Annotated in this window: 21 protein-coding genes; 6 read left to right on the top strand and 15 right to left on the bottom strand. The window is 70.0% G+C overall.

What is annotated here, in order from left to right; translation table 11 throughout:
- Positions 1–35: 35 nt before the first annotated feature.
- The 10 genes from pnp to ACX9TP_RS11425 form a co-directional block, all read right to left on the bottom strand.
- A complete protein-coding gene (gene pnp / locus ACX9TP_RS11470) occupies positions 36–2,204 on the bottom strand; it encodes a polyribonucleotide nucleotidyltransferase (RefSeq protein ID WP_482979742.1) in 2,169 nt (722 codons plus the stop codon).
- Between the two features lie 391 nt (positions 2,205–2,595).
- Complete coding sequence (gene rpsO, locus ACX9TP_RS11465) at positions 2,596–2,868, bottom strand: 30S ribosomal protein S15 (RefSeq protein ID WP_163995723.1); 273 nt, start codon at positions 2,866–2,868, stop codon at positions 2,596–2,598.
- 123 nt (positions 2,869–2,991) lie between these two features.
- Complete coding sequence (locus tag ACX9TP_RS11460) at positions 2,992–3,315, bottom strand: hypothetical protein (RefSeq protein WP_482979741.1); 324 nt, start codon at positions 3,313–3,315, stop codon at positions 2,992–2,994.
- Between the two features lie 23 nt (positions 3,316–3,338).
- Positions 3,339–4,208, bottom strand: coding sequence for a tRNA pseudouridine(55) synthase TruB (truB, locus tag ACX9TP_RS11455; RefSeq protein ID WP_163995725.1), 870 nt, complete (start codon positions 4,206–4,208; stop codon positions 3,339–3,341).
- Between the two features lie 32 nt (positions 4,209–4,240).
- Positions 4,241–4,600, bottom strand: coding sequence for a 30S ribosome-binding factor RbfA (rbfA, locus tag ACX9TP_RS11450; RefSeq protein ID WP_163995726.1), 360 nt, complete (start codon positions 4,598–4,600; stop codon positions 4,241–4,243).
- A complete protein-coding gene (locus ACX9TP_RS11445) occupies positions 4,597–5,235 on the bottom strand; it encodes a DUF503 domain-containing protein (protein ID WP_482979740.1) in 639 nt (212 codons plus the stop codon). The genes rbfA and ACX9TP_RS11445 overlap by 4 nt, the downstream gene beginning before the upstream one ends.
- Before the next feature lie 111 nt (positions 5,236–5,346).
- Positions 5,347–8,571 carry a translation initiation factor IF-2 gene (gene infB / locus ACX9TP_RS11440; RefSeq protein ID WP_482979739.1) on the bottom strand — a complete coding sequence of 1,075 codons (3,225 nt, stop codon included), beginning with the start codon at positions 8,569–8,571 and terminating at the stop codon, positions 5,347–5,349.
- Positions 8,572–8,680: 109 nt separating this feature from the next.
- Positions 8,681–8,875: a DUF448 domain-containing protein gene (locus tag ACX9TP_RS11435; RefSeq protein ID WP_482979738.1), complete on the bottom strand. Its 195-nt coding sequence runs from the start codon at positions 8,873–8,875 to the stop codon at positions 8,681–8,683.
- A gap of 134 nt (positions 8,876–9,009) precedes the next feature.
- A complete protein-coding gene (gene nusA, locus ACX9TP_RS11430; RefSeq protein WP_482979737.1) occupies positions 9,010–10,710 on the bottom strand; it encodes a transcription termination factor NusA in 1,701 nt (566 codons plus the stop codon).
- A 62-nt stretch (positions 10,711–10,772) separates the two neighbouring features.
- Positions 10,773–11,258, bottom strand: a complete 486-nt coding sequence (locus ACX9TP_RS11425) for a ribosome maturation factor RimP (RefSeq protein WP_482979736.1) — start codon at positions 11,256–11,258, stop codon at positions 10,773–10,775.
- A gap of 208 nt (positions 11,259–11,466) precedes the next feature.
- On the opposite strand from ACX9TP_RS11425, the gene ACX9TP_RS11420 reads away from it, so the two are divergent.
- The 6 genes from ACX9TP_RS11420 to ACX9TP_RS11395 all read left to right on the top strand — a co-directional run bounded on the left by ACX9TP_RS11420 (position 11,467) and on the right by ACX9TP_RS11395 (position 17,748).
- Positions 11,467–12,270, top strand: a complete 804-nt coding sequence (locus ACX9TP_RS11420; RefSeq protein ID WP_482979735.1) for a carbon-nitrogen hydrolase family protein — start codon at positions 11,467–11,469, stop codon at positions 12,268–12,270.
- Between the two features lie 95 nt (positions 12,271–12,365).
- Positions 12,366–12,815, top strand: a complete 450-nt coding sequence (locus ACX9TP_RS11415; RefSeq protein WP_482979734.1) for a FecR domain-containing protein — start codon at positions 12,366–12,368, stop codon at positions 12,813–12,815.
- Positions 12,812–13,705 carry a peptidoglycan-binding protein LysM gene (locus ACX9TP_RS11410; RefSeq protein ID WP_482979733.1) on the top strand — a complete coding sequence of 298 codons (894 nt, stop codon included), beginning with the start codon at positions 12,812–12,814 and terminating at the stop codon, positions 13,703–13,705. The genes ACX9TP_RS11415 and ACX9TP_RS11410 overlap by 4 nt, the downstream gene beginning before the upstream one ends.
- A gap of 19 nt (positions 13,706–13,724) precedes the next feature.
- Positions 13,725–15,431 carry an HD domain-containing phosphohydrolase gene (locus ACX9TP_RS11405; RefSeq protein ID WP_482979732.1) on the top strand — a complete coding sequence of 569 codons (1,707 nt, stop codon included), beginning with the start codon at positions 13,725–13,727 and terminating at the stop codon, positions 15,429–15,431.
- Positions 15,432–15,519: 88 nt separating this feature from the next.
- Complete coding sequence (locus ACX9TP_RS11400; protein ID WP_482979731.1) at positions 15,520–15,858, top strand: DUF971 domain-containing protein; 339 nt, start codon at positions 15,520–15,522, stop codon at positions 15,856–15,858.
- A gap of 12 nt (positions 15,859–15,870) precedes the next feature.
- The gene (locus ACX9TP_RS11395; protein ID WP_482979730.1) at positions 15,871–17,748 is read left to right on the top strand and encodes a protein kinase domain-containing protein; all 1,878 of its coding nucleotides are present in this window, start codon (positions 15,871–15,873) and stop codon (positions 17,746–17,748) included.
- 3 nt (positions 17,749–17,751) lie between these two features.
- Here ACX9TP_RS11395 and ACX9TP_RS11390 read toward each other — a convergent pair whose 3' ends face one another.
- The 5 genes from ACX9TP_RS11390 to ACX9TP_RS11370 form a co-directional block, all read right to left on the bottom strand.
- Complete coding sequence (locus tag ACX9TP_RS11390; RefSeq protein ID WP_482979729.1) at positions 17,752–18,282, bottom strand: ClpXP protease specificity-enhancing factor SspB; 531 nt, start codon at positions 18,280–18,282, stop codon at positions 17,752–17,754.
- 33 nt (positions 18,283–18,315) lie between these two features.
- Positions 18,316–18,804, bottom strand: a complete 489-nt coding sequence (gene smpB / locus ACX9TP_RS11385) for an SsrA-binding protein SmpB (protein WP_482979728.1) — start codon at positions 18,802–18,804, stop codon at positions 18,316–18,318.
- A gap of 16 nt (positions 18,805–18,820) precedes the next feature.
- Entirely contained in the window at positions 18,821–19,678 is an 858-nt protein-coding gene (panC, locus tag ACX9TP_RS11380; protein ID WP_482979727.1) for a pantoate--beta-alanine ligase, read from the bottom strand.
- A gap of 2 nt (positions 19,679–19,680) precedes the next feature.
- Positions 19,681–20,598 carry a 3-methyl-2-oxobutanoate hydroxymethyltransferase gene (gene panB, locus ACX9TP_RS11375; RefSeq protein WP_482979726.1) on the bottom strand — a complete coding sequence of 306 codons (918 nt, stop codon included), beginning with the start codon at positions 20,596–20,598 and terminating at the stop codon, positions 19,681–19,683.
- 165 nt (positions 20,599–20,763) lie between these two features.
- Positions 20,764–21,408 (bottom strand): deoxynucleoside kinase, encoded by a 645-nt coding sequence (locus ACX9TP_RS11370; RefSeq protein ID WP_482979725.1) that lies wholly within the window; start codon positions 21,406–21,408, stop codon positions 20,764–20,766.
- Positions 21,409–21,591 lie beyond the last annotated feature (183 nt).

Genomic DNA, 21,591 nt, shown 5'->3' with positions numbered 1-21,591 from the left:
CTCACGGGCCCGAGCCGTCCGGCGTCAGGACCTTTTCAGGCCTTGGCGTCCGGCTGGGTGGCCTCGGGGGCCGGCTGCGCGGGCAGGCCGTCGCCGGCAGGCTGCTGCGCCGCCGCGCGCTCCGCCATCGCCTCCTTGCGGGACAGGCGAATCTTGCCCGTCTTGTCGATGCTGACCACCTTCACCAGCACCTCGTCGCCCTCCTTCAGCACGTCGGACACGCTCTTGACGCGCTTGTCGGACAGCTCGGAGATGTGGATGAGGCCGTCGGTGCCGGGGAACAGCTCCACGAAGGCGCCGAACTCGGCAATCTTGCGCACCGTGCCCGTGTAGACCTTGCCAATCTCCGCCTCGCGCGTGAGCGCCTGAATCATGGCGATGGCGGCCTTCACCGCGTCGCCGTTGGCGCTGGCGATGTCCACGCGGCCGGAGTCCTCGATGTTAATCGCGGCGCCGGTGCGGGCGATGATGTCCTTGATGACCTTGCCGCCCGGCCCGATGACGTTCTTGATGAACTCGGGACGAATCTGGATGGTGGTGATGCGCGGCGCGTACTGGCTGATCTCCTTGCGGGAGGTCGCCAGCGTCTTGAGCATCTCACCCAGGATGTGGATGCGGCCCTGACGCGCCTGCTCCAGCGCGCGGCTCATGATCTCCGTGGTGAGGCCGGTGATCTTGATGTCCATCTGGATGGAGGTGATGCCCTTCGTGGTGCCGCACACCTTGAAGTCCATGTCGCCCAGGTGGTCCTCGTCACCGAGGATGTCCGAGAGGATGGCGACCTTGTCGCCCTCCTTCACCAGGCCCATGGCGATGCCCGCCACCGGAGCCTTGATGGGGACGCCCGCGTCCATCAGCGCCAGGGTGCCGCCGCAGACGGAGGCCATGGACGAGGAGCCGTTGGACTCCAGGATGTCCGACACCAGCCGCACCGTGTACGGGAAGGAGTCGCTCTTGGGGACCATGTTGCGCAGCGCGCGCTCCGCCAGCGCGCCGTGGCCGACTTCACGACGGCCCGGGCCGCGCAGCGGCTTGGTCTCGTTCACGCTGAACGGGGGGAAGTTGTAGTGCAGCATGAAGCGCTTGAAGGCCATGCCGCCCAGCATCTCCAGGCGCTGCTCGTCGTCGCTGGTGCCCAGCGTGGCCACCACGAGCGCCTGCGTCTCGCCGCGGGTGAACAGCGCGCTGCCGTGCGTGCGAGGCAGCACTCCGACCTCGTTCGTAATCGGGCGCACCACGTCGTGGCCACGGCCGCCGATGCGGCCACCGTTGACCGTCATCTCACGCATGTGCTCGTACTTCAGGTCCTCCACCACCGCCTTGGCGTGCTTCTCCACGAGCGGGGTGTAGCCGTCGCCCAGCTGCTCCTTGAGCTTCGCGAGCGTCTCCTTCTTCGCCTTGGAGAGCGCGTCGTAGCGGGCACCCTTCTCCTTGATGCCGTAGCCGGCCTTGATGGAGTCCATGGCCAGCTCGCGCACCTTGGCGCGCAGGCCCTCGTCCACCGCGGGGGGCTTGTCGAAGGAGCGCACCTGCTTCTTCAGCTCGCGGCGCAGCTCGTCCTGCATGTCCAGCGCGGGCTGCGCCGTCTTGAAGCCGAACTCGAGCGCGGCCACCATGTCCGCCTCGGACACCTCTTCCGCGCCGCCCTCCACCATGACGATGGCCTCGCGGCTGACGGCCATGACCAGGTCCAGGTCACTCTGCTCGCGCTGCTTCGAGGTGGGGTTGGCGACGAGCTGACCGCCGACGCGGCCCACGCGGATGCCGGCCAGCGGGCCGTTGAACGGGATGTCCGACACCCACAGCGCCGCGGAGGCGCCGGTGATGCCGTGGATGTCACCCTCGTTCTCCGGGTCCGAGGAGACGACGCTGGCGATGACCTGCGTCTCGTAGGCGTAGCCTTCCGGGAACAGCGGGCGCAGGGAGCGGTCGACGAGGCGGCTGGCCAGCGTCTCCTTCTCCGTCAGGCGGCCCTCGCGCTTGAAGTAGCTGCCGGGGATGCGGCCCGCCGAGTACAGCTTCTCCTGGTACTCCACCGTGAGGGGGAGGAAGTCGACGTCCTTCTTCTCCCGCGCGCTCACCGCCGTCACGAGCAGCATGGTGTCGCCGTAGCGCACCACCACCGAGCCGTCGGCCTGCTTCGCCATGCGGCCGTGTTCAATGCTCAGCTCGCTCTCACCAATCTTGACGCTCTTCTTCAGCATGTCCGTGCCTCTGGGTACTTCAGGGGCGAGGACCCCACCGCACGCACCCGGCCCGCAACAATGCGGCCAGGCACCCCGGGAGGGCCCTCGGGGTGTATGAGCGGTCGCCAGGGCCTGGGACAGGCGCACGACAGGCAACCGCCAGCCTGTACTGCGGGGGGCGCTTGCGGAGCGCCGGAGGGATGTCTCGGAACTTTTGATCCCTGATCGCACCGGCTGACCCTCAGGTCAGCCGGTCCGAACGGAAACCAAAACCTCCGACGGCACCACTCCCTTGCCCGCCACCACCCACCGCGCTTCGACAACGTCACTTCCAACTGCTTCCTACCGCATACGTCTTAAACGCGCGGGGCGCTGGTTGCTGCCAGCGCCCCGTTTGCTGCTCAGCGGACTACTTGCGGATGCCGAGACCCTCGATGAGCTTCTTGTACCGGGTGACATCCTTGGACTTGAGGTAGTCCAGCAGCCGGCGACGCTGACCGACCAGCTTCAGCAGACCGCGCCGCGAGTGGTGGTCCTTCTTGTGCGTCTTGAAGTGCTCGGTGAGCATGTTGATGCGCTCGGACAGCAGCGCCACCTGCACCTCGGGAGAGCCGGTGTCCGTCTCATGCGTCCGGAACTTCGCCACCAGCTCCGTCTTGCGCTCGGTATGCAATGCCGACATGTGTTGCTTCCTTCGCCCACTCCGGTGGAGGACTGCTCGAGGCACCACGGTCCGCGGAGGGGTACAGACCGGGTCTCGTCCTTCTAACGGCGGGGGGGCTTATAAGCTCCGCCCCCCACAGGGTCAACCTTCGACGCCTGCCCGCCGGGCTCCTGGCGTCCTCGACAGTGCGAAGAAATACAGCTTCAGGCCGGCGGATAGTCCCCCGCCGCCGTGCGCCAGCTCCTCGCCTGCCCGCTCGTCCAGGGCGATGTGCAGGTACATCCCGGAGCCGCCCCGCTCGCCCGCCAGGTGCGGCCAGGCCCGGGGGTAGAGCTTGAAGAGAGACTCCAGCGCGTCCCCCACCCCGGCATGGGCGGGCATCCCCAGGCGCAGCTCGCGCCGCCCCTCGAAGGCGCCGCGCAGCGCGGGCGCCACCACCACGATGAGCTCCCAGGCATGGGCCACGGTGGACAGGAGCGTCCCTCTTCCTAGACGAGCACGCGCAGGTAGCGCAGCCGTCCGGCCACCACTTCGGCCACCGCCAGCAGGGCGCCGTCCGGGCCCATGACGCGCACCCGTCCGGGCCGCCCCGCGGGCACCTCCACCGGCACGCCGTGCGACACCCGCTGGGCCTCCGCCGCGCTCACCCGCACCTCCGGCAGTTCCACCAGCGCGTCCGCCATGGACACCAGCCGCGGCGCCAGCGCGCCCTCCTTCGCCAGGGCCGGCAGGTCCGCCAGCGGCAGCGCCTGGGCCAGGGTGAAGGGGCCGCTGTGCGTGCGCCGCAGGGCCTCCAGGTGGGCACCACAGCCCAGCGCGCGGCCCAAATCGAAGGCCAGCGTGCGCACGAAGAAGCCCTTGGAGCAGCGCACGGACAGCTGCAGGCGGTCCGCGGAGTAGTCGCGCAGCACCAGCTCGTACACGGTGACGTGGCGGGCGGCCCGCTCCACCTCCTCGCCGGCGCGCGCCAGCTCGTACAGCCGCTTCCCGGCCACCTTCACCGCCGAGTACATGGGCGGCACCTGGTCGAAGGAGCCCCGGAAGCGCGCCAGCGCGGACTCCAGCAGGGCGGGCGTCAGCGGCGGCACGGGAGCCCGGGCCGTCACCTGGCCCTGCGCGTCCTGGGTGTCCGTCTCCGCGCCCAGGCGCACCGTGGCGTCGTAGGCCTTGTCGCCCTCGGTGATGAAGCCCGCCACCTTGGTGGCCTCACCCAGGCACAGCGGCAGCACGCCGGTGGCCATCGGGTCCAGCGTCCCCGTGTGGCCCACCTTCTTCAGCTTGAGCAGCGAACGCACCTGTCGCACCACGTCAAAAGACGTGGGGCCCGAGGGCTTGTCGATGACCAGGACGCCGTCCATGTCACGCCAATATTGTGGGCCCGGGGCTGGAACTACCAGCCTTCCTTGCTCCGGACCTCGCGAAGGAGACGGTCAATCTTGTCCCCCTCGCCGACGGACTCGTCGAAGGAGAAGAAGATTTCGGGCGACACGCGCAGGTTGACGGTGGACGTCACCTCGCGGCGCACGAAGCCCTTGGCGGCCTCCAGCCCCTTCTGCGTGTCGGCACGCTCCTGCTCGGTGCCAATCATCGAATAGAAGACCTTGGCCACGCGGAGGTCCGGAGAGACCTTCACGCCCGTAATCGTGATGTAGCCGATGCGCGGGTCCCTCAGCATGCCCCGGGCGAGCAGGTCGCCGATGGCCGCCTGGATTTCCTGTCCCACGCGCTCCGGTCGGGAATGCGTCGTCATTTCTTCTCCCAGTCTCGCGGATTGCGAAGGGTGCGGGCCCGGGCCCGCGCCTCGTCCAAGGTCATCCGTCCACCGCCCGACGGAGACGGGCGGCCCATTCCGGGGCCCCCCTCGTTGTCGCCTTCATGCCGGCGCTCCCACTCCCCCAGCCCCTCCGCCTCCGCCAGCGACGCCTTGTCACCCCTCAGGAAGCGGGCGATGGCGGCCTCCGACTGCGCCGCCGCATCCTCGGGCGAGGCCTCCGCGTCCAGGGAGTCCTCGTCACCGTCCTCTTCGTCCACTGAAGCCCTGCGGGGAAGAGGACCCCGCCCGGGCGAGCGGGTGGCCCCGCCGGAGAACAGCTGGTCCCCGAAGCCGAGGATTTCCGTCTCCCGCGCCATCAGCGGAGCGACGTACATCTCCTCGATGAAGTGGATGATCTTCTCCAATTGCTCGTCCACGTGGCGGCGTTCATTCCCTACCACCGCCAGGGCGAGCGCGGCCTTCTGCCAGAGATCCTGATCATCGACCTCGGCCATGGCCACGTTGAAACGGGCCTTCACCCGTTCCGTCACCCGGCGGAGCACCTGCCGCTTGGACTTGAGCGACCCGCTGTCCGGAATCTGGAGGGTGAGGCGTGCGACACCTACGAACATGGAAGTCCCCCGGCCACCGGCGACCGCACCAGCAAGGGCGGCCACCGGGGCATCAGCACCCTGGGAAGATGGGGTCTTCCCAGGGTTTCAAGGAGGGCACTGGACTGTCGACTACGTGAGGCTCTGACGAGTCTCTTCGATCTCGTAGGCCTCGATGATGTCACCGGGCTTGAGGTCGTTGAAGTTCTCGATGCCGATACCGCACTCGAAGCCCTGCGCGACCTCCTTGACGTCGTCCTTGAAGCGCCGCAGCGACGCCATCTTCCCGGAGAACAGCTGCTTGTTCTCGCGCATGAGCCGCACGAACGAGCCGCGCTTGATGACACCGTCCAGCACCGCCGCGCCGGCGATGGTGCCCAGGCGGGGCACGTTGAAGGTGTTGCGCACCTCCGCGCGACCCAGCTTGCGCTCGGTGCGGATGGGCTCCAGCAGCCCCTCCATGTCCTCGCGCACACCGTCGATGAGCTCGTAGATGATGGAGTAGCTGCGCAGCGTCACGTCCTGCGCCTTGGCCGCGGCCTCGGCACCGGACTCGGGGTTGACGTTGAAGCCCAGCACGACGCCCTTGGAGGCCGCCGCCCGCATCACGTCGCCCTCGGTAATCGCGCCCACGCCCGAGTGGACGATCTCCACCTTGACCTTGTGCGTGGAGAGCTTCTGCACCGCCTGCTTGACGGCCTCCGCCGAGCCCTGCACGTCCGCCTTGATGACGACGCGCAGCTCCTTGGGACCGCCGCCCGCCTTCGTCTTGGCGAACAGCTGCTCCAGGGACTCGCGGCTGACCTTGCTGAGCTCGGTCTGCCGCTCCTTCATGTTGCGGTGCTCGGCGATCTGCTTGGCCGCCTTCTCGTCCGCCACCACGTTGATGGCGTCACCCGCGCTCGGCACGCCGGACAGACCGACGACCTCGGCGCAGTAGCCGGGCTTCACTTCCTTCACCTGCTCGCCGCGGCTGTTCGTCATGGCGCGGACGCGGCCGTAGTGAGTGCCGGTGACGACGGCGTCGCCCAGCTTCAGCGTGCCCTCCTGCACCAGCACCGTGGCCACCGGCCCGCGGCCGCGGTCCAGCTTCGCCTCGATGATGGCACCCACCGACGGACGGCTCGGGTTGGCCGTCAGCTCGAGCACCTCGGCCTGGAGGGCCAGGTTCTCCAGCAGCAGCTCCAGGTTCTCCTTCGTCTTCGCGGAGACCGGAACCATGATGGTGTCGCCGCCCCACTCTTCCGGCACGAGCTCGTGGGTGGCCAGGTCCTTCTTCACGCGGTCCAGGTTGGCGCCCGGCACGTCCATCTTGTTGATGGCGACGACGATGGGGACCTCCGCCGCCTTGGCGTGCTTGATGGCCTCCACCGTCTGCGGCATCACGCCGTCGTCCGCGGCCACCACCAGCACCACGATGTCCGTCACGTCGGCGCCACGAGCGCGCATGGACGTGAAGGCCTCGTGGCCCGGGGTGTCGAGGAAGGTGACGTCACCGCGCGACGTGGAGATGCTGTACGCGCCGATGTGCTGGGTGATGCCGCCCGCCTCGCCCGCGGCCACGTTGGCCTTGCGGATGGCGTCCAGGAGGCTCGTCTTGCCGTGGTCGACGTGGCCCATGATGGTGACCACCGGCGGACGGGGACGCTCGTCCTCGGGACGGGCCTCCACCTCGGGCAGGTAGTCCTCCACCTCGAAGCCGACGCGGTCGATCTTCCAGCCGTAGTCGGTGGCCAGCATCTCCGCGGTGTCCGCGTCGACCAGCTGGTTGGCCGTGGCCATCTTCCCCAGGCCCATCAGCTTCTTGATGATGTCCGCGCTGCGCACACCCATGCGCTGGCCCAGGTCGGACACGCTGATGCCCTCCTGCAGCTTGATGACCTTCTTCTCCTCGGCCATCTGGGTGATCTGCGTCTTGGCGCCCTTCTTCGTGGGCTTCTTCTTCTTGCCACGGATGGGGATGGTGACGCGGCCCCAGACCATGTCCGTCAGTTCCTGCTTGGACACGCTGGTCGTATCGCCACTGGTGCGCTTGCGCTGGCCCCGCTCCTTGTTCTTGGAGACGTCCACCAGCTCGCGGCCACGCCCCAGGTGGTCGGGGACGACCTTGTACTCACGCCGCTCGGGGATGCCGTTGCGGCCCGGCGCCATGGGGTACTGCTTGGCCTGGCCGGCCGTGGGCGTCACGCGGCGCACCTGGATGAGCGGGCGCGAGATGACGACGGCCTGCGTGGCCGTGGGACGGGCAGGACCGCCCGCCGTGGGCGTCACCTGGGCGTGGGGCACGCCGCCCACCATGATGGTGGGACCCGCGGGAGCCGCCGTGCCGCCGGCCGAGGCCTGGGCACCGACCCCCGGCGCGCCGGTGGGACGCACCGGCGGCTGACCCGGACGCGCGCCCGGGCCCTGATACGTCTGTCCCTGGTAGCTGGGACGTCCGCCCGGACCGCCCGGACGATTTCCACCCGGACCGCCCGGACCACCGGGACGGCCACCCGGACCACCCGGACCACCCGGACGATTTCCACCCGGCCCCCCCGGACCACCGGGACGGCCACCGGGGCCACCCGGACCGCCAGGACGACCACTCCCAGGACCACCACGCTGGACATAGCCCGGGCCACGGGACACGACGGTCGCGGACGTAGAAGTGCTCGAAGGCGTCCGGACAGTCGGCGGGACCGGTGAGCGAGTGGGGGGTTGGGGCAAGGTGGTGCGCTCCTGGGCAGGGGAAGTGGGCTGCGCGGCGACCGGCGGCTGCACGGCGGCGCGAGGTGCCTCGACCGGGGCCCTGGGGGCCTCGGCGGCGGGCGTGGACACAGCCGCGACGGCGGCGGGGGCCTGGGGGGCCTCCGCGACAGGCGCGGGCTGCTGCGGCGGGGTGGTGGTGACGGCGGGAGCCTCCGGAACCTCCGGGGCGGCCTCCACCGGCTTCGACTCAACGGCCCTCGGCGCCTCGACAGGGGCCGGGGGTACCTCGACGGCGGGAGCCGGCGGCGGCTCCTCGGCCCGGAAGGCGGCCGGAGGTGCTTCGTACGCCGCGGGAGGCGGCTCGTACTGCGAATGGTCGGCCTGCTGGCCCTCGCCAGCATCCGAGGACGCACCACCCGAGGGCGCGCCCACCTTGCGGCGGACGACGAATCCCTTCGCCGTCACGGGCGGCGTGGCCTGCTTCGGCTTGCGCTTGTCCAGGATCTTCTGGACGGCGGCGGTCGCCTGGTCGTCATCGAGTGAAGACGAGTGGCTCTTGACGTCGTAACCGAGCGCAGAGAGCTCGGTCACGACCTCCTTGTTGTCGAGCTCAATGCCGTGGCCCTTGAGCTCCTTGGCGATTTCATGGACGCGCTTCTTCGACATATTGCCCTTGTTGGCCTTCTGCTCCGCCGGCTTCCGGGGCGCAGCACCCTAGTCCAAACCCGAAAATGTGTGCGAGTGGTCCTTAACACCCACTCCCCCCCCACACCCCTTAGCTCCCCGTCCCCGACTCCCACGCCTGCCCGAGCTGCGACGGGTCAACCTGTCCCGCCTTGCCGCGAAAGGCCCTTCCAAACGCCTTCCGCTTCAGCGCCGCCGTCAGACAACCGGCACCGCACAGGTAGGCGCCCCGTCCTGGCAGCCGCCGTGCCCTATCCACCTCGATGGCGCCCCCAGGCCCTATCACGAACCGGGTGAGCTCCGCCTGCGGTCGCTTGGATCCGCATCCGACGCACGTCCGGACCGGACCTGACTCCGCGCTCTGCTCTCCCGACGCCTTGCGGCCTGACGGGCGCCCCACGTTCCCTTCCCTCCCCTAGCTTACGGCGACTTGGTGGCTTCCGCGCCACCGTCCAGGGTCGCCGTCATCGTGCCACGCTCGGCGTTCAGCTCCGCGCGCAGCTTCGCCTCCTCCACGAGGTAGTTCTCCGCCGCGCTCTTCAGCTGGCGGGCCTTCTTGATACCCACACCCGGCACGTCGCCCAGCTTCGCCAGGTCCTTCTCGTTGGCGATGTCCTCCACCGACTTGTAGCCGGCGAGGATGAGCTGCTCGATGGTCTTCTCGCCGACGCCCCTGACCCGCGCCATGCGCTCGGACGGGTTGAGCTCGTCCGGATGGCGCCGGGCCTCGGCCAGCCGGGCCTGCTCCCTTTCATAATCCATGCGCGACAGCTCCGCCTGGTCCTCCACCATCCGCTTACGCGCGGCCTCCTGCATGGAGGGGATGCGGGCGGGGTCGATGCCGGGCATCTGCGCCAGCATCTCCGGGTTCGCGTCCGCGATGTCCCGGGCCTGACGGAAGCCGTGGGCGTAGAGCGTCTCCACCAGCATCTCGTTGATGCCCGGCAGCGAGCCCAGCGAGCGGCTGGCGAACTCGCGCAGCTCCCGCACCCGGCTCTCGCTGTTGATGTCCAGCTTCCAACCCGTCAGCTGGGCCGCCAGGCGCACGTTCTGCCCGCGCCGGCCGATGGCGAGGCTGAGCTGGTCGTCCGGGACGATGAGCTCCATGGCGTGGTTGGCCTCGTCGATGATGACGCGGCTGACCTCCGCGGGGGCCAGCGCCGAGCACACGAAGCGGGCCGGGTCCTCGTCGAAGGGGACGATGTCGATCTTCTCGCCGCGCAGCTCCTGCACCACCGCCTGCACGCGGCTGCCCTTCATGCCCACGCACGCGCCCACCGGGTCCACGTCCGAGTCCCGGCTGGAGACGGCAATCTTGGCGCGGCCACCCGGCTCGCGCGCCGCCGCCTCGATGACGACGATGCCCTCGGCGATTTCGGGCACCTCCATCTCGAACAGCTTGGTGAGCAGGTTGACGGAGGCGCGGCTGAGGACGATCTGCGGGCCCTTGGACTCGCGCAGCACGTCCAGCACGTAGGCCTGCACGCGGTCGCCGGGGCGGTACGTCTCGCGCGGCACCTGCTCGCGCACCGGCAGCACGGCCTCGGCGCGGCCCAGGTCCACGATGATGTTGCCGCGCTCGAACCGGCGGGCGATGCCGGTGACGATCTCGTTCTTGCGGTCCTTGTACTCGTTGAAGACGTTCTCCCGCTCCGCGTCGCGGGTGCGCTGCAGGATGACCTGCTTGGCCGTCTGCGCGGCGATGCGGCCGAAGCCACGGCGGAAGGTCTTCAGGCGGAGGATGTCGCCGTACTGGTCGTCCTGCGCCTTGGCCTCGGCGGCGTCCTCGTCGCGGTAGAAGATCTGGAAGACGAGCTCGTCCCCGGACTCCACCTCCATGCCCTTCCTGTGCGCCTCGGCGGTGGTGATCTGGTTGACCGCCTGGACGGGGTCGACGATTTCATCCATCACCGTGATGGCCTGGAACAGCTCCACCACGCCCTTGTCGGGGTCGTACTTGGCCTCGAGCTCGCGGTCCTGGCCAAAGTGCTTCTTGGCCGCGGTCTTCATCGCGTCCTCGAGGGTGGCAATCAGCACAGCCCGGTCGATGCCCTTGTCCTTGGCGACCTGGTCGAGGACGAGGTTGAGGTTGACGCTCGGGTTGGCTTGTTGCGTGGCCATGGTGTTCTCCTAAAAGGGTCCACGGGCGTCCCCGCTCGGAGGGGCGCCCTGTATGTCGACGTCTAGAACTCGAACTCCAGGTTCGCCTTCGCGATGTCCTTGAAGAGGATGTGGAAGGTTCCGGCACCTTCCACCTCCACCGAGATGCCGTCGCCCGCCACCTCGGTCAGCGTGCCGGTGAAGTTCTTGCGCGGGGGCTCACCCAGCGGCCCGAACGTCTTCACCTTCACCTTCTGTCCCTTCACCCGCTCGAAGTGGGCCGGCTTCTTCAGCGGCCGGTTCACCCCGGGGCTGGAGACCTCCAGGCTGTACTCGTGCGGAACCAGGTCCTCCACGTCGAGCGCGGGGTCCACCGCGCGCGACACCTGGGTGCAGTCTTCCAGTCCCACCCGCCCGCCCGGCTTGTCGATGAACAACCGGAGGACCCAGCCCTCGCGCTCCCGGATGAACTCCAGGTCCACGAGCTCCAGGCCTTCACCCGCGACGATGGGCTCGAGCAGGCTCATGGCCCGCTCCTCCACCGTCTGCTTGAGGTTCTTCTCCGACATATCCGGGAAACAGGTCTCCAAAAACGCGAAAAGCGGGCACGCGGCCCACTTTTCGAGGTCCATCATCGAAAAATGTGGGGCGTCCGTAGCACACGCCCCGTCGGGGTGTAAAGGAAGGACGCACCCTCCTGCTCCGGGTGAAACCTGCCCGACAGGGCAAGGAATTCCCAGGGGTTCCGCGACCCGGACGGGCGTTATAACGGGGTCCATGCACCTCATCGCCGCCGCGCAGATGGTGTCCACCGCGGACAAGAGCCACAACCTGGAGGTCGCCACCCGCCTCGTGCGGCGGGCGGCCGGCCTGGGGGCCCGCCTCGTCGGTCTCCCGGAGAACTTCTCGTGGATGGGCCCGGAGCCCGAGCGCCCCGCCGCCGCCGAGGGACTCGACGGCCCGACGCTCGCCCGCATGGCCGAGCTGGCCCGGGAGCTGAAAGTGACGCTCCTGGCCGGCAGCGTGCTGGAGACGGGCGCGCCGGGAGAGCGGCTCTACAACACCAGCGTCCTCTTCGGGCCGGGCGGGGAGCGGCTGGCCGTCTACCGGAAGATGCACCTCTTCGACGTGGAGGTGGGTGACGGGGCCACCTACCAGGAGTCCGCCGCCGTGGCGCCGGGCACCGAGGTGGTCGCCGCCCAGACGGAGGTGGGCCGGCTGGGCCTGTCCGTCTGCTACGACTTGCGCTTCCCGGAGCTGTACCGGCGGCTGTCGAAGGACGGCGCCACCCTGCTGGCGGTGCCGGCGGCCTTCACCCTGATGACGGGCAAGGACCACTGGGAGGTGCTCCTCCGGGCGCGGGCCATTGAAAACCAGGCCTATGTGCTCGCCCCCGCACAAGGTGGGAGACACTCCGCCAACCGCCTCACCTATGGCCACGCCATGGTGGTGGACCCCTGGGGACTGGTGACGGCGCGGGCGTCGGAGGGCGAGGGGCTGGCGCTGGCGCCGGTGGACCCGGAACTGCAGGCGCGCGTCCGCCGCAACCTGCCCTGCCTGCAGCACCGGCGACTGGACTAGCGTACGCGTGGCCGGGCTCGTTTCCCACGAGTCCCTCCCGCTACACTGCGGCTTCCCGGAACCCCCCACACGTGAACGGACGACGCTGGCCCCCCATGCTGCTCGCGCTCGCGCTCTCGGCCTCGCCGCTCGGCTGCACCGCCGAGGAGACGCCGCCTGCGCCCGCCGCGCCCCCCCGTCCGGCCCTCACCCCGCGCGCGCACCTGAAGGCCCTGAAGGGCGAGGTGCAGATAAAGCGCGCCACCGAGGATGACTGGAGCGCCGCGCGAGAGGGACACCCCCTCTTCGAGAACGACAAGGTGCGCACCGAGTCGGGCGCGGGCGCGGACCTCGTCTTCGCCAGTGACGGCGGCACGGTGCACCTGGGCGGCGACTCGCTCATCGGCATCGCCGAGACGCGGCTGCGGCCCGGCCAGCCGCGCACGGACCTCACGGTGCTGCGCGGCCGCATCGACGCGGAGCTGGAGAAGCCCGCCACCCAGTCCCTCTCCGTCACCACCCCGGCGGCCACCATCCAGGCCGGAAGGGAGATTGTCTTCCAATGAGGATGACGCTCCTCATGCTGATGACGGGGCTGGGCGTCGCCGCGCAGGACACGGCGGTGGTGGGCCCCCAGGAGACGCTGCGCCAGGTGGCGGAGCGCACCGTGGGAGACCCGGCCGCGGCGGAGGAAATCCAGGCGCTCAACCAGCTGACGACGGCCACCGTGCCCGAGGGCACGCGGCTGAAGGTGCCCGGACAGGAGCGCGTGCTCGCGCAGCGGGCCCTGGAGACGGCGCGCACGCTCGTCGGAGACGCGGGCACTTCCCCCGAGGCCGAGGCGCGGCTGAGGGAGGCGGAGTCTCACTTCCGCGCCGCCCGCTATACCCTGGCCTCCGAGGCGGCCAACGCGGCCGGGCGGCAGGTGGCGGCGACACCCACGCCGCAGCCCTCCGCCTTCAGCGTGGAGGTGGGCCCGGACGGAGGCACCACCACCGTCACCGTGAAGAAGGGCCCGCCCGTGCGCGTGGAGGCCGAGGGCGTTACCCAGCCTGTCGCCACGGGAGAGTCGCTCAGCGTGGTGAAGGGCTCCCCGCCGCCGGCGCCGCTGCCCCCCCTGGTGGCGCCGAAGCCGGTATTGCCGGAGGATGGGGTGCTGCTGAAGCTGCGCCCGGACCGGGCCGGCCGGCTGGGGCCGGTGAAGCTGACCTGGGCGGCAGTGCCCGGAGCGGAGCGCTACGAGGTGGAAGTGCTACACGACACGGAAGGCACCCCTGTCTTCGCCCAGGCCGTGGCCACCGTGGAGGTGAAGCTGCCGGTGCTGCCGGCGGGCCGCTACCGGTGGACGGTGCGCGCGGTGGGCCCGGCGGGCCGGTCCGAGCCCGGGGCCTCCCGGCGCTTCGAGCTGGCGTCGGAGCGACTCAAGCTCGAAGTGCAGAAGGGACAGTGGCAGTAGCCACTGGAGGAGCAGCACCGTGCGCCTTTTCAAAGCCATCCTCCTGTTGATGCTGGTGGTGGGCTTCGTCCCCACGCTGATGGTGGGGTGGCTCTCCGTGTCCCATACGCGCGAGCTGCTGGTGCGCGACGCGCAGGAGCTGGCGCAGGAGCGCGTGAAGCAGCTCCAGCTCAAGGCGGAGGACTTCCTGGGCGAGCCCACCGACGCGGTGCTGGGGCTGGCCCGCGTGCCCGGCTTCTTCACGCTGCCCCTGGAGGCGCAGCAGACGCACCTGGCGTCGGTGCTCACACAGCGGCGCGAGGTGCTGGCGCTCACCGTCTTCGGCCCGGACCGCAAGCGGCTGCCGGGCCTGCAGGCCTTCTCGCGGCACGACGTGTCGCCCAGCTCGCTGGCGGGGCACGAGGAGCGCGCCCGCGCGCTGCTGGAGAAGCTGGACGGGCTGCGCTACGCGGACGGGGTGACGGGGCCGGACGGAGACGGGCCGGTGGTGACGATGGCCTTCCCCGTGGGCGAGCCCGTCAAGGGCTACGTCGCGGCGGACCTGTCGCTGGCGGGGCTGCGGCGGATGCTGGAGCAGGAGCGCGTGGGCAGCACCGGCTTCGCATACGTGGCGGACCGGCACGGGCACCTCGTCGCCGGAGGCGGAGGCGTGGCGGGGCTGGGCGAGGACGTGTCCCGGCGCCGCCCGGTGGCGCACCTGATGCTGCAGCTGGAGCGCCAGCCGGAGACGGAGACGTTCCACGTGGGCAACTTCGGCGAGGGCCGGGACGCGGTGGTGGCCGCGTACACGGTGCTGCCGGAGGCCGGCTGGGCCATCATCTCCGAGCAACCGGTGGAGCATGCGTACCGGCAGGTGGAGGCCATGGAGCGCCGCATCCTGCTGGGGCTGGGCGCGGCCATCCTCGTCGCGCTGGTGCTGGCCGCGCTCTTCTCGCGCAACCTCACGCGGCCCCTCAAGGGCTTCACGAAGGTCGCGCTGGAGCTGGCGCGCGGCAAGTTCGGCGTGGAGGTGGACATCCCGCAGAAGAACGAGCTGGGGGAGCTGGCCCAGACGTTCAACTACATGAGCAAGCAGCTGCTCGCGTACGACATGGAGAACCGCGGCCTCTACGAGAGCCTGGAGAAGGGCTATCTGGAGACCATCGTCGCGCTGGCCAACTCCATCGACTCGAAGGACGCGTACACGCGCGGCCACAGCCAGCGGGTGGGCGACGTGGCGGTGCAGATTGGCCGCGAGCTGAGCCTCACCGAGCGCGAGCTGCGCCAGCTCCAGTACGGCGGCATCCTCCACGACATCGGGAAGATTGGCATCGTGGAGTCCATCCTCTGCAAGCAGTCGCGGCTGACGGACCAGGAGATGGCCATCATGCGCGAGCACCCGGCCATCGGCGACGCCATCATCGGCCCGGTGAGCTTCCTCGGCGCGGTGCGCGCGTGCGTGCGCCACCACCACGAGCGCTGGGACGGCACCGGCTACCCGGACCGGCTCCAGGGCGAGGACATCCCCCTGCTGGCCCGCATCGTCGCGTGCGCGGACACCTTCGACGCCTGCACCTCCACGCGCCCGTACCAGAAGGCCATGCCGCTGGAGAAGGCGATGGAGATTCTCGACAACCTCAGCGGTGCGCAGCTGGACCCGCAGGTGGTGCTGGCGCTGCGGCGGGTGCTGGCGAAGCAGGGCGTGCGGCTGGAAGGCCACCGGCTGCCCGTCAAGCTCGCCTCATAGGCGGCACGCGGGCGCGCTTCGACGCGCCACGGGCTTCGAAGGATGGTAGGGAGGGCGCGGCGCTGTTGAGACTTCGAAAGGTGCAACGTTGAGTTTCTGGGACCGCATCAAGCCCGCCGACAAGCCCGTCTCCGGGACGGATGTCCGCGTGGCGCCGGACGGCTCGCGGCTGGAGCTGGGCTGGGACGACGGGGCGAGGACGACCGCCTCCGCGCAGCTGCTGCGCCAGCAGTGCCCGTGCGCCGGGTGCGTGGACGAGTGGACGAACAAGCGCACCCTGGACGCGACGAAGGTGCCCGCGGACCTGCGCATCAAGGAAGTCCAACCGGTGGGCAACTACGCGCTGGCCTTCGTCTTCAGCGACGGACACACCACCGGCATCTATCCCTGGAAGTTGCTGCGCGAGGTCACCCAGCCCGTCACCTGAGGAAGGCCGTCCGTGAACGAACGCTATCGGCTCGTACGGCAGCTGGCCTCCGGAGGCATGGCGGAGCTGTTCCTCGGGGTGGCGCGCACGGAGGGCTTCGAGCGCGCGGTGGCCATCAAGCGGGTGCTGCCGCAACTGGCGCGGGAGCCGGACATCGCGCGCATGTTCGTCGCCGAGGCGCGGCTGGCCATGCTGCTGCAGCACCAGAACATCGCCACCGTGTACGACGTGGGCCAGGGCCCCGGCGGCCTCTTCCTGGTGATGGAGCTGGTGGACGGTTGGGATTTGGGCGTGCTGCTGCGCACCGCCGCGCGGCAGGGCGCACGCATCCCACCGCACCTGGCGGCCTTCATCGTGCTCCAGGCGCAGGCGGGCCTCGCCCACGCGTACCGGAAGCTGCACGAGGGGCGCCCGGTGATGGCGGCCCACCGCGACGTGTCCCCTTCCAACGTCCTCGTGTCGCGCGAGGGCGAGGTGAAGGTGACGGACTTCGGCATCGCCCGGCTCGAGGGCGGCTCGCTCACGGAGCCCGGCGTCTTCCGCGGCAAGGAGGCCTACAGCGCGCCCGAGGTGCTCCAGGGCGCCCCGGCCAATGCCCTTAGCGACCAGTTCTCCCTGGGCATCGTCTTCCACGAGCTGCTCGTGGGCCGGCATCCGTTCCATGACGTGAAGGAGCCCATGGCGGTGGTGTACGCCATCCTGTCCCGCGAGGTTCCGCCGCTGCCTCCGGACGTGCCCGCGCCGCTCGCCGACGCCGTGCTGCGCATGCTGGCTCGGGCCCCTGAGCAACGCTTCCCGACGCCCGAGGCGCTGAGCGAGACGCTCGCGCGCTGGCTGGCCCGCTCCGGCGAGCCTGCCACGTCCCAGGCGCTGGCCGACTTCATGCGGCAGCTCTCCCTGCCCCCCACCCTGCGCGAGCAGGCCGAGGCGGGGACGGACGCGAAGTCGGCCCCGGCGGGCGCCACACGCCCGTCGAGTCCGGGGCCCTTCGCGCTCGTGGCGGAGGGAGAAGAGGTGGCGCTCGAGCCCGGAGGGACGGCGCTCAGTGCCAGCGGACGGCTGACGCGCAACTGCGCGACGTGCGGAATGCCCCTGTCCGCGCCGCAGGCGCCGTGCGACTTCTGCGCCGAGGAGCCCTCTGTCACCGATGACGTGGAGGCGCTCCCCACGGCGGCCCCGCCCGGCTCGGCGCCGGCTCGCACCGCCACGTATGGCACCCCGGTGCATGTGGCGTCCCCGGGGGCTGGGGGCCACGCGGGTGCTGTGACATCCGCGCGCGGAGCTCCCGCATACGCAGCGACGGGTGGCGCTTCGACACCTGCGCCGGCTCCCGGTAGCTCCGGAGTGCCCGGCCACTTCGGCACCGCGCCTTCCACGTCGTCAGGCCGGGCCCGCCAGGGCATGCCGGCTCCGCAGCCGGAGCCCGTGCCTCCCCCGGAAGCCCCCCCACCGCGGAGCCTGCGTGAAACTCCCGCCGACGAGCTGGAGCTGGAAGCGCGCACGCCGCGGCCGGAGAGCGACTGGGTGGAGGAGCAGGACATGCCCCGCCCTCGTGGGCGCTGGGTGCGGACCGCCGTCGCGCTCGGCGTGGTCGCGGCGCTGGTCGGCGGTGGCCTCTGGGTGCTCACGACGCGCTCGTGGGTGGTTCCCATGCTGCTCGCGAAGCTGGGCGTCCCGATGCCCTCGCCCCACCTGAGCATCATCAGCAACCCACCGGGCGCCACGGTGCTGGTGGAGGGCCAGGAGGTGGGCACCACGCCGCTCGTCGTGGACAACCTCTACCCGGCCAGGCCCATCTCCGTGCAGCTCAAGCTCAAGGGCCACCGCACGTGGAAGGGAACCTTCCGCGGCGGCGAGCCCGTCGAGTTCAAGGTGGCACTGGAGCGCTGAGCGTCACTTCACCAGGCGCAGGTGGCCCCGTCGCGGCGGCGGCGGGTCTTCCGGCGGCCCGTCCGGCGCTGCCGGAGGCGGAGCCACGTCGGAAGGCTCGCTGGAGCGCTCGCTGGCGGTGGGCACCTCGCGCAGGAAGGTGCGCGGGCGCTCGGCGGCCACGGGCACCACCGGCATGGGCTGCGGCGGACGCGCCGACGCGGGCTGCTGGAGCAGCTCCGGCGGCATGTCGTCCGGGTACATCCAGAACTCCTTCGTCACGTGGCTGGCGATGGCGAACAGCGCCGACCAGGGCACCGCCACCGTGAAGCGCGAGCCGGAGAAGCTCAGCGTGCAGCGCACGCCCCACTCGCCCACCGTCAGGTCCGGCGGGTCGAAGCGGTAGGAGAGGTTGAGGCGCAGGTGGGCCTCCCCCCTGATTGAGGCGGGGACGAGCACGCCGGGGCGGCGCGCGTCCAGGTGGATCATCACCATCCCCTGGTCGAGCGCGGCCAGCAGCCGCTCCTTCTTGTCGAGACCCTTCTTGTCGTCCATCGGTGTACGGCGAGAAAAATTCGGGCGCCCCTCTCAACGTCGGCGCATCGCCCGGTCCATCTCCCGCTTCGTCTCCCGCTCCTTGATGTCCTGGCGCCGGTCTCCGTGGTTCTTCCCGCGGCAGAGCCCCAGCTCCACCTTGGCCCTTCCGTTCTTGAAGTACAGCACAAGCGGGATGATGGAATAACCCCGCTCCCGCACCTTCGCCGCCCAACGGTCAATCTCGGCCCGGTGCAGCAACAGCTTCCGGCCCCGTGTGGGCAGGTGGTCGAAGAGGCTGGCGGCCTTGTACGAGCCGATGTTGGCGTTGAGGAGGAACAGCTCGTCTCCCTTGGGAAGCGCGTAGGCGTCCGACAGGTTGGCGATTCCCTCTCTCAGCGACTTCACCTCGCTGCCGGTCAGCTCCAGACCGGCCTCCAGCTTCTCGTCCACGGTGTAGTCGAAGCGCGCACGCCGGTTCTCGGCGATGACCTTCACCCCGGGCTCACCGCCGGGTCCCTTCGACTTGCCGCTGGATGTCATACGCGTCCCGCGTCTCCTAACCGGCCAGAGGCATGTTGTCGATGAGGCGCGTCGTTCCGCTGAAGGCCGCGACGAGCAGGCGGGCGGACTGCCCGGGCGCCACCGAGGCCAGGGCCGTCAGCCGCGCCGCGTCCACCAGCTCCACGTAGTCCTCGCGCAGCCCCGCCGCCTCCAGCTCGCGACGGACGGCGCCCACCAGCGCGCCCGCATCCCGGTTGCCCTCCCGCAGGAGCGCCTGGGCGGCCTTCAGCCCCTTCGAGAGGGACAGCGCCCGCTTGCGCTCCTCGGGGGACAGGTAGGCATTGCGGCTGCTCATCGCCAGCCCGTCCGGCTCGCGCACCGTCGGCATGCCGACGATGTCCGCGCCCAGGTGCAAGTCGCGGTTGAGCGCCTTGATGACCTGGAGCTGCTGGTAGTCCTTCTCCCCGAAGAGCGCCACGTCCGGCCGGAAGAGGCACAGCAACTGCGTGACAATGGTGGCCACGCCACGGAAGTGACCGGGTCGCCGCTCGCCGCACAGGCCCTGGCTGACCTCCGTCACCTCCACGTACGTCTGGTACCCCGGCGGGTACATCGCCTGGGGGTCCTCCGGCGCGAAGACGACGTCCACGCCCGCGCTGGCGCACTTCGCCACGTCCCCGTCCAAATCCCGGGGATAACGCGACAGGTCCTCTTTCGGGCCGAACTGGGTGGGGTTGACGAAGATGGACGTCGCCACCACGTCGGCGCGGGAGCGCCCCTCGCGCATGAGCGAGAGGTGCCCCTCGTGCAGGAAACCCATGGTGGGCACCAGCGCGAGCCGGCGCCCCTCACGGCGCAGCCCCGCCGCCCACGCCTTCACTTCCGCCACGGTGCGCAGGACTGCGGTGGCCATGGCTAGACCGGAACCCCGTAGACGGGGCCAATCTTCTCCCCGCCCTCGGCGGTGGCGGTGGACGACTCCACGCGCGGCGCCGCGGGGCTGCCCGCCACGAGGCGGATGTTCTTGTTCGACTTGAAGGAGTGGTCCTCGTCCGGGAACGCGCCCTTGCGGACCTCGGAGAAGAAGGCGCCGGCCGCCTCCGTAATCGAGCCGTGCAGGTTGGCGTAGCGCTTGACGAACTTGGGCTTGAAGTCCGGGTTCATCCCCAGGAGGTCGTAACAGACGAGGACCTGGCCATCACAGTCCACGCCCGCGCCGATGCCGATGGTGGGGATGGACAGGCTCTGCGTCACCGTGCGCGCCAGCTCCAGCGGCACGCCCTCCAGCACCAGCGCGTAGGCCCCGGCCTGCTCCAGCGCCAGCGCGTCATCGAGAATCTTGCGGGCCTGGTCCTCGTCGCGGCCCTGCACCACGTAGCCGCCCATCTTGTGGACGGACTGCGGCGTCAGGCCCAGGTGGCCCATCACGGGGATGCTGGCGCGGGTAATCGCGCGCACCGTCTCCGCGAACTCGGCGCCGCCCTCCAGCTTGATGCTGCCCACCCCCCCCTCGGACACCAGGCGGCCCGCGTTGCGCACCGCCTCCTGGGGCGACACCTGGTAGCTCATGAAGGGCAGGTCACCCACCACGTGGGCCCGGCGCGCGCCGCGCGTCACGGCGGCGGAGTGATAGACCATCTGGTCCATCGTCACCGGCAGCGTGGAGTCATGGCCCTGAACGACCATGCCCAGCGAGTCACCCACCAGCAGCACGTCCGCGCCCGCCTGGTCGAGGATGTGGGCGAACGTGGCGTCGTAGGCGGTAACCATGCAGATCTTCTGGCCGATCTGCTTGAAGCGCTTCAGCGTGTGGATGGTGACCTTGTCCTTCACGGTTCACCTCCTGTTGTCCGACGGGTTGAACGGCCGTTGCGGACCCCTTCGCCCCTCGCCGTCCCTTTTGGGATCGCCGGAAGCCTTCGAGTCCTCACCGCACTCTAACGCCCTCCGGGCGGCCGTGGGGGCCTGGAGGGCATGCGTCCCGCCGGGAGCCTGGACTCAGGCCCGCCGGGAAGCCTTTGGAAGGTAATGCTGGGTCCCCGGCTTCGCCTTCCGGATGGTGGCCAGCAGGTCCTCCCGGTCCGCCTCGTTGTTGACGAAGTCGATGTCCGAGGTGTCGACCACCAACAGGGGCGTCTCCGTGTAGTGGAAGAAGAAGGTGTTGTAGGAGTGGACGAGCCCCTCCAGGTACCCCGAGTCGAACTTGCGCTCGAACTCGCGGCCCCGCTTCTTGATGCGTTGCAGCAACACGTCCAGCCGGGCCTGGAGGTAGACAACGAGGTCCGGCTTGGCCACGCGGGGCCCGAGCGCCTCGAAGACGCGCTCGTAGAGGGCGAGCTCGTGGGCGTCCAGGTTGAGGTGGGCGAAGATGCGGTCCTTCGCGAACAGGTAGTCGCTGACCGTCATCGAGCTGAAGAGCTCCTGCTGGAACAGGTCCTGCTGCTGCCGGAAGCGCGACAGGAGGAAGAAGATCTGCGTCTGGAACGCGAACTTCTGCCGGTCCGAATAGAAGCTGGAGAGGAAGGGATTCTCCTCCACCACCTCGAGGATGCGCCGGCCGGACAGGCGCTCCGCGAGGATGTTGGAGAGGCTCGTCTTGCCCACGCCAATGGGCCCCTCGACCACGATGTACCGGTAGTCCATCCGCCGAGGCCTCCCGACCGCGGAATGCGCCACTCGAGGCCGCGCGCGCACCTGCGCGAGGGCACGGCCACGCACCCGGGCGGATAACACAACACGGGCGCTGGAATCCGGCAATTTTCCACGGCCGCACCGAGCGTCCGGGATGCTCGCGCTCCCTTGACGCTCCGGAGGGCATCCCCTACG

The sequence above is a fragment of the Pyxidicoccus sp. M15 genome (genome assembly GCF_056858435.1).
The sequence above is the reverse complement of the archived record's forward strand: the minus strand, read 5'-3'. Positions and strand labels throughout refer to the sequence as shown.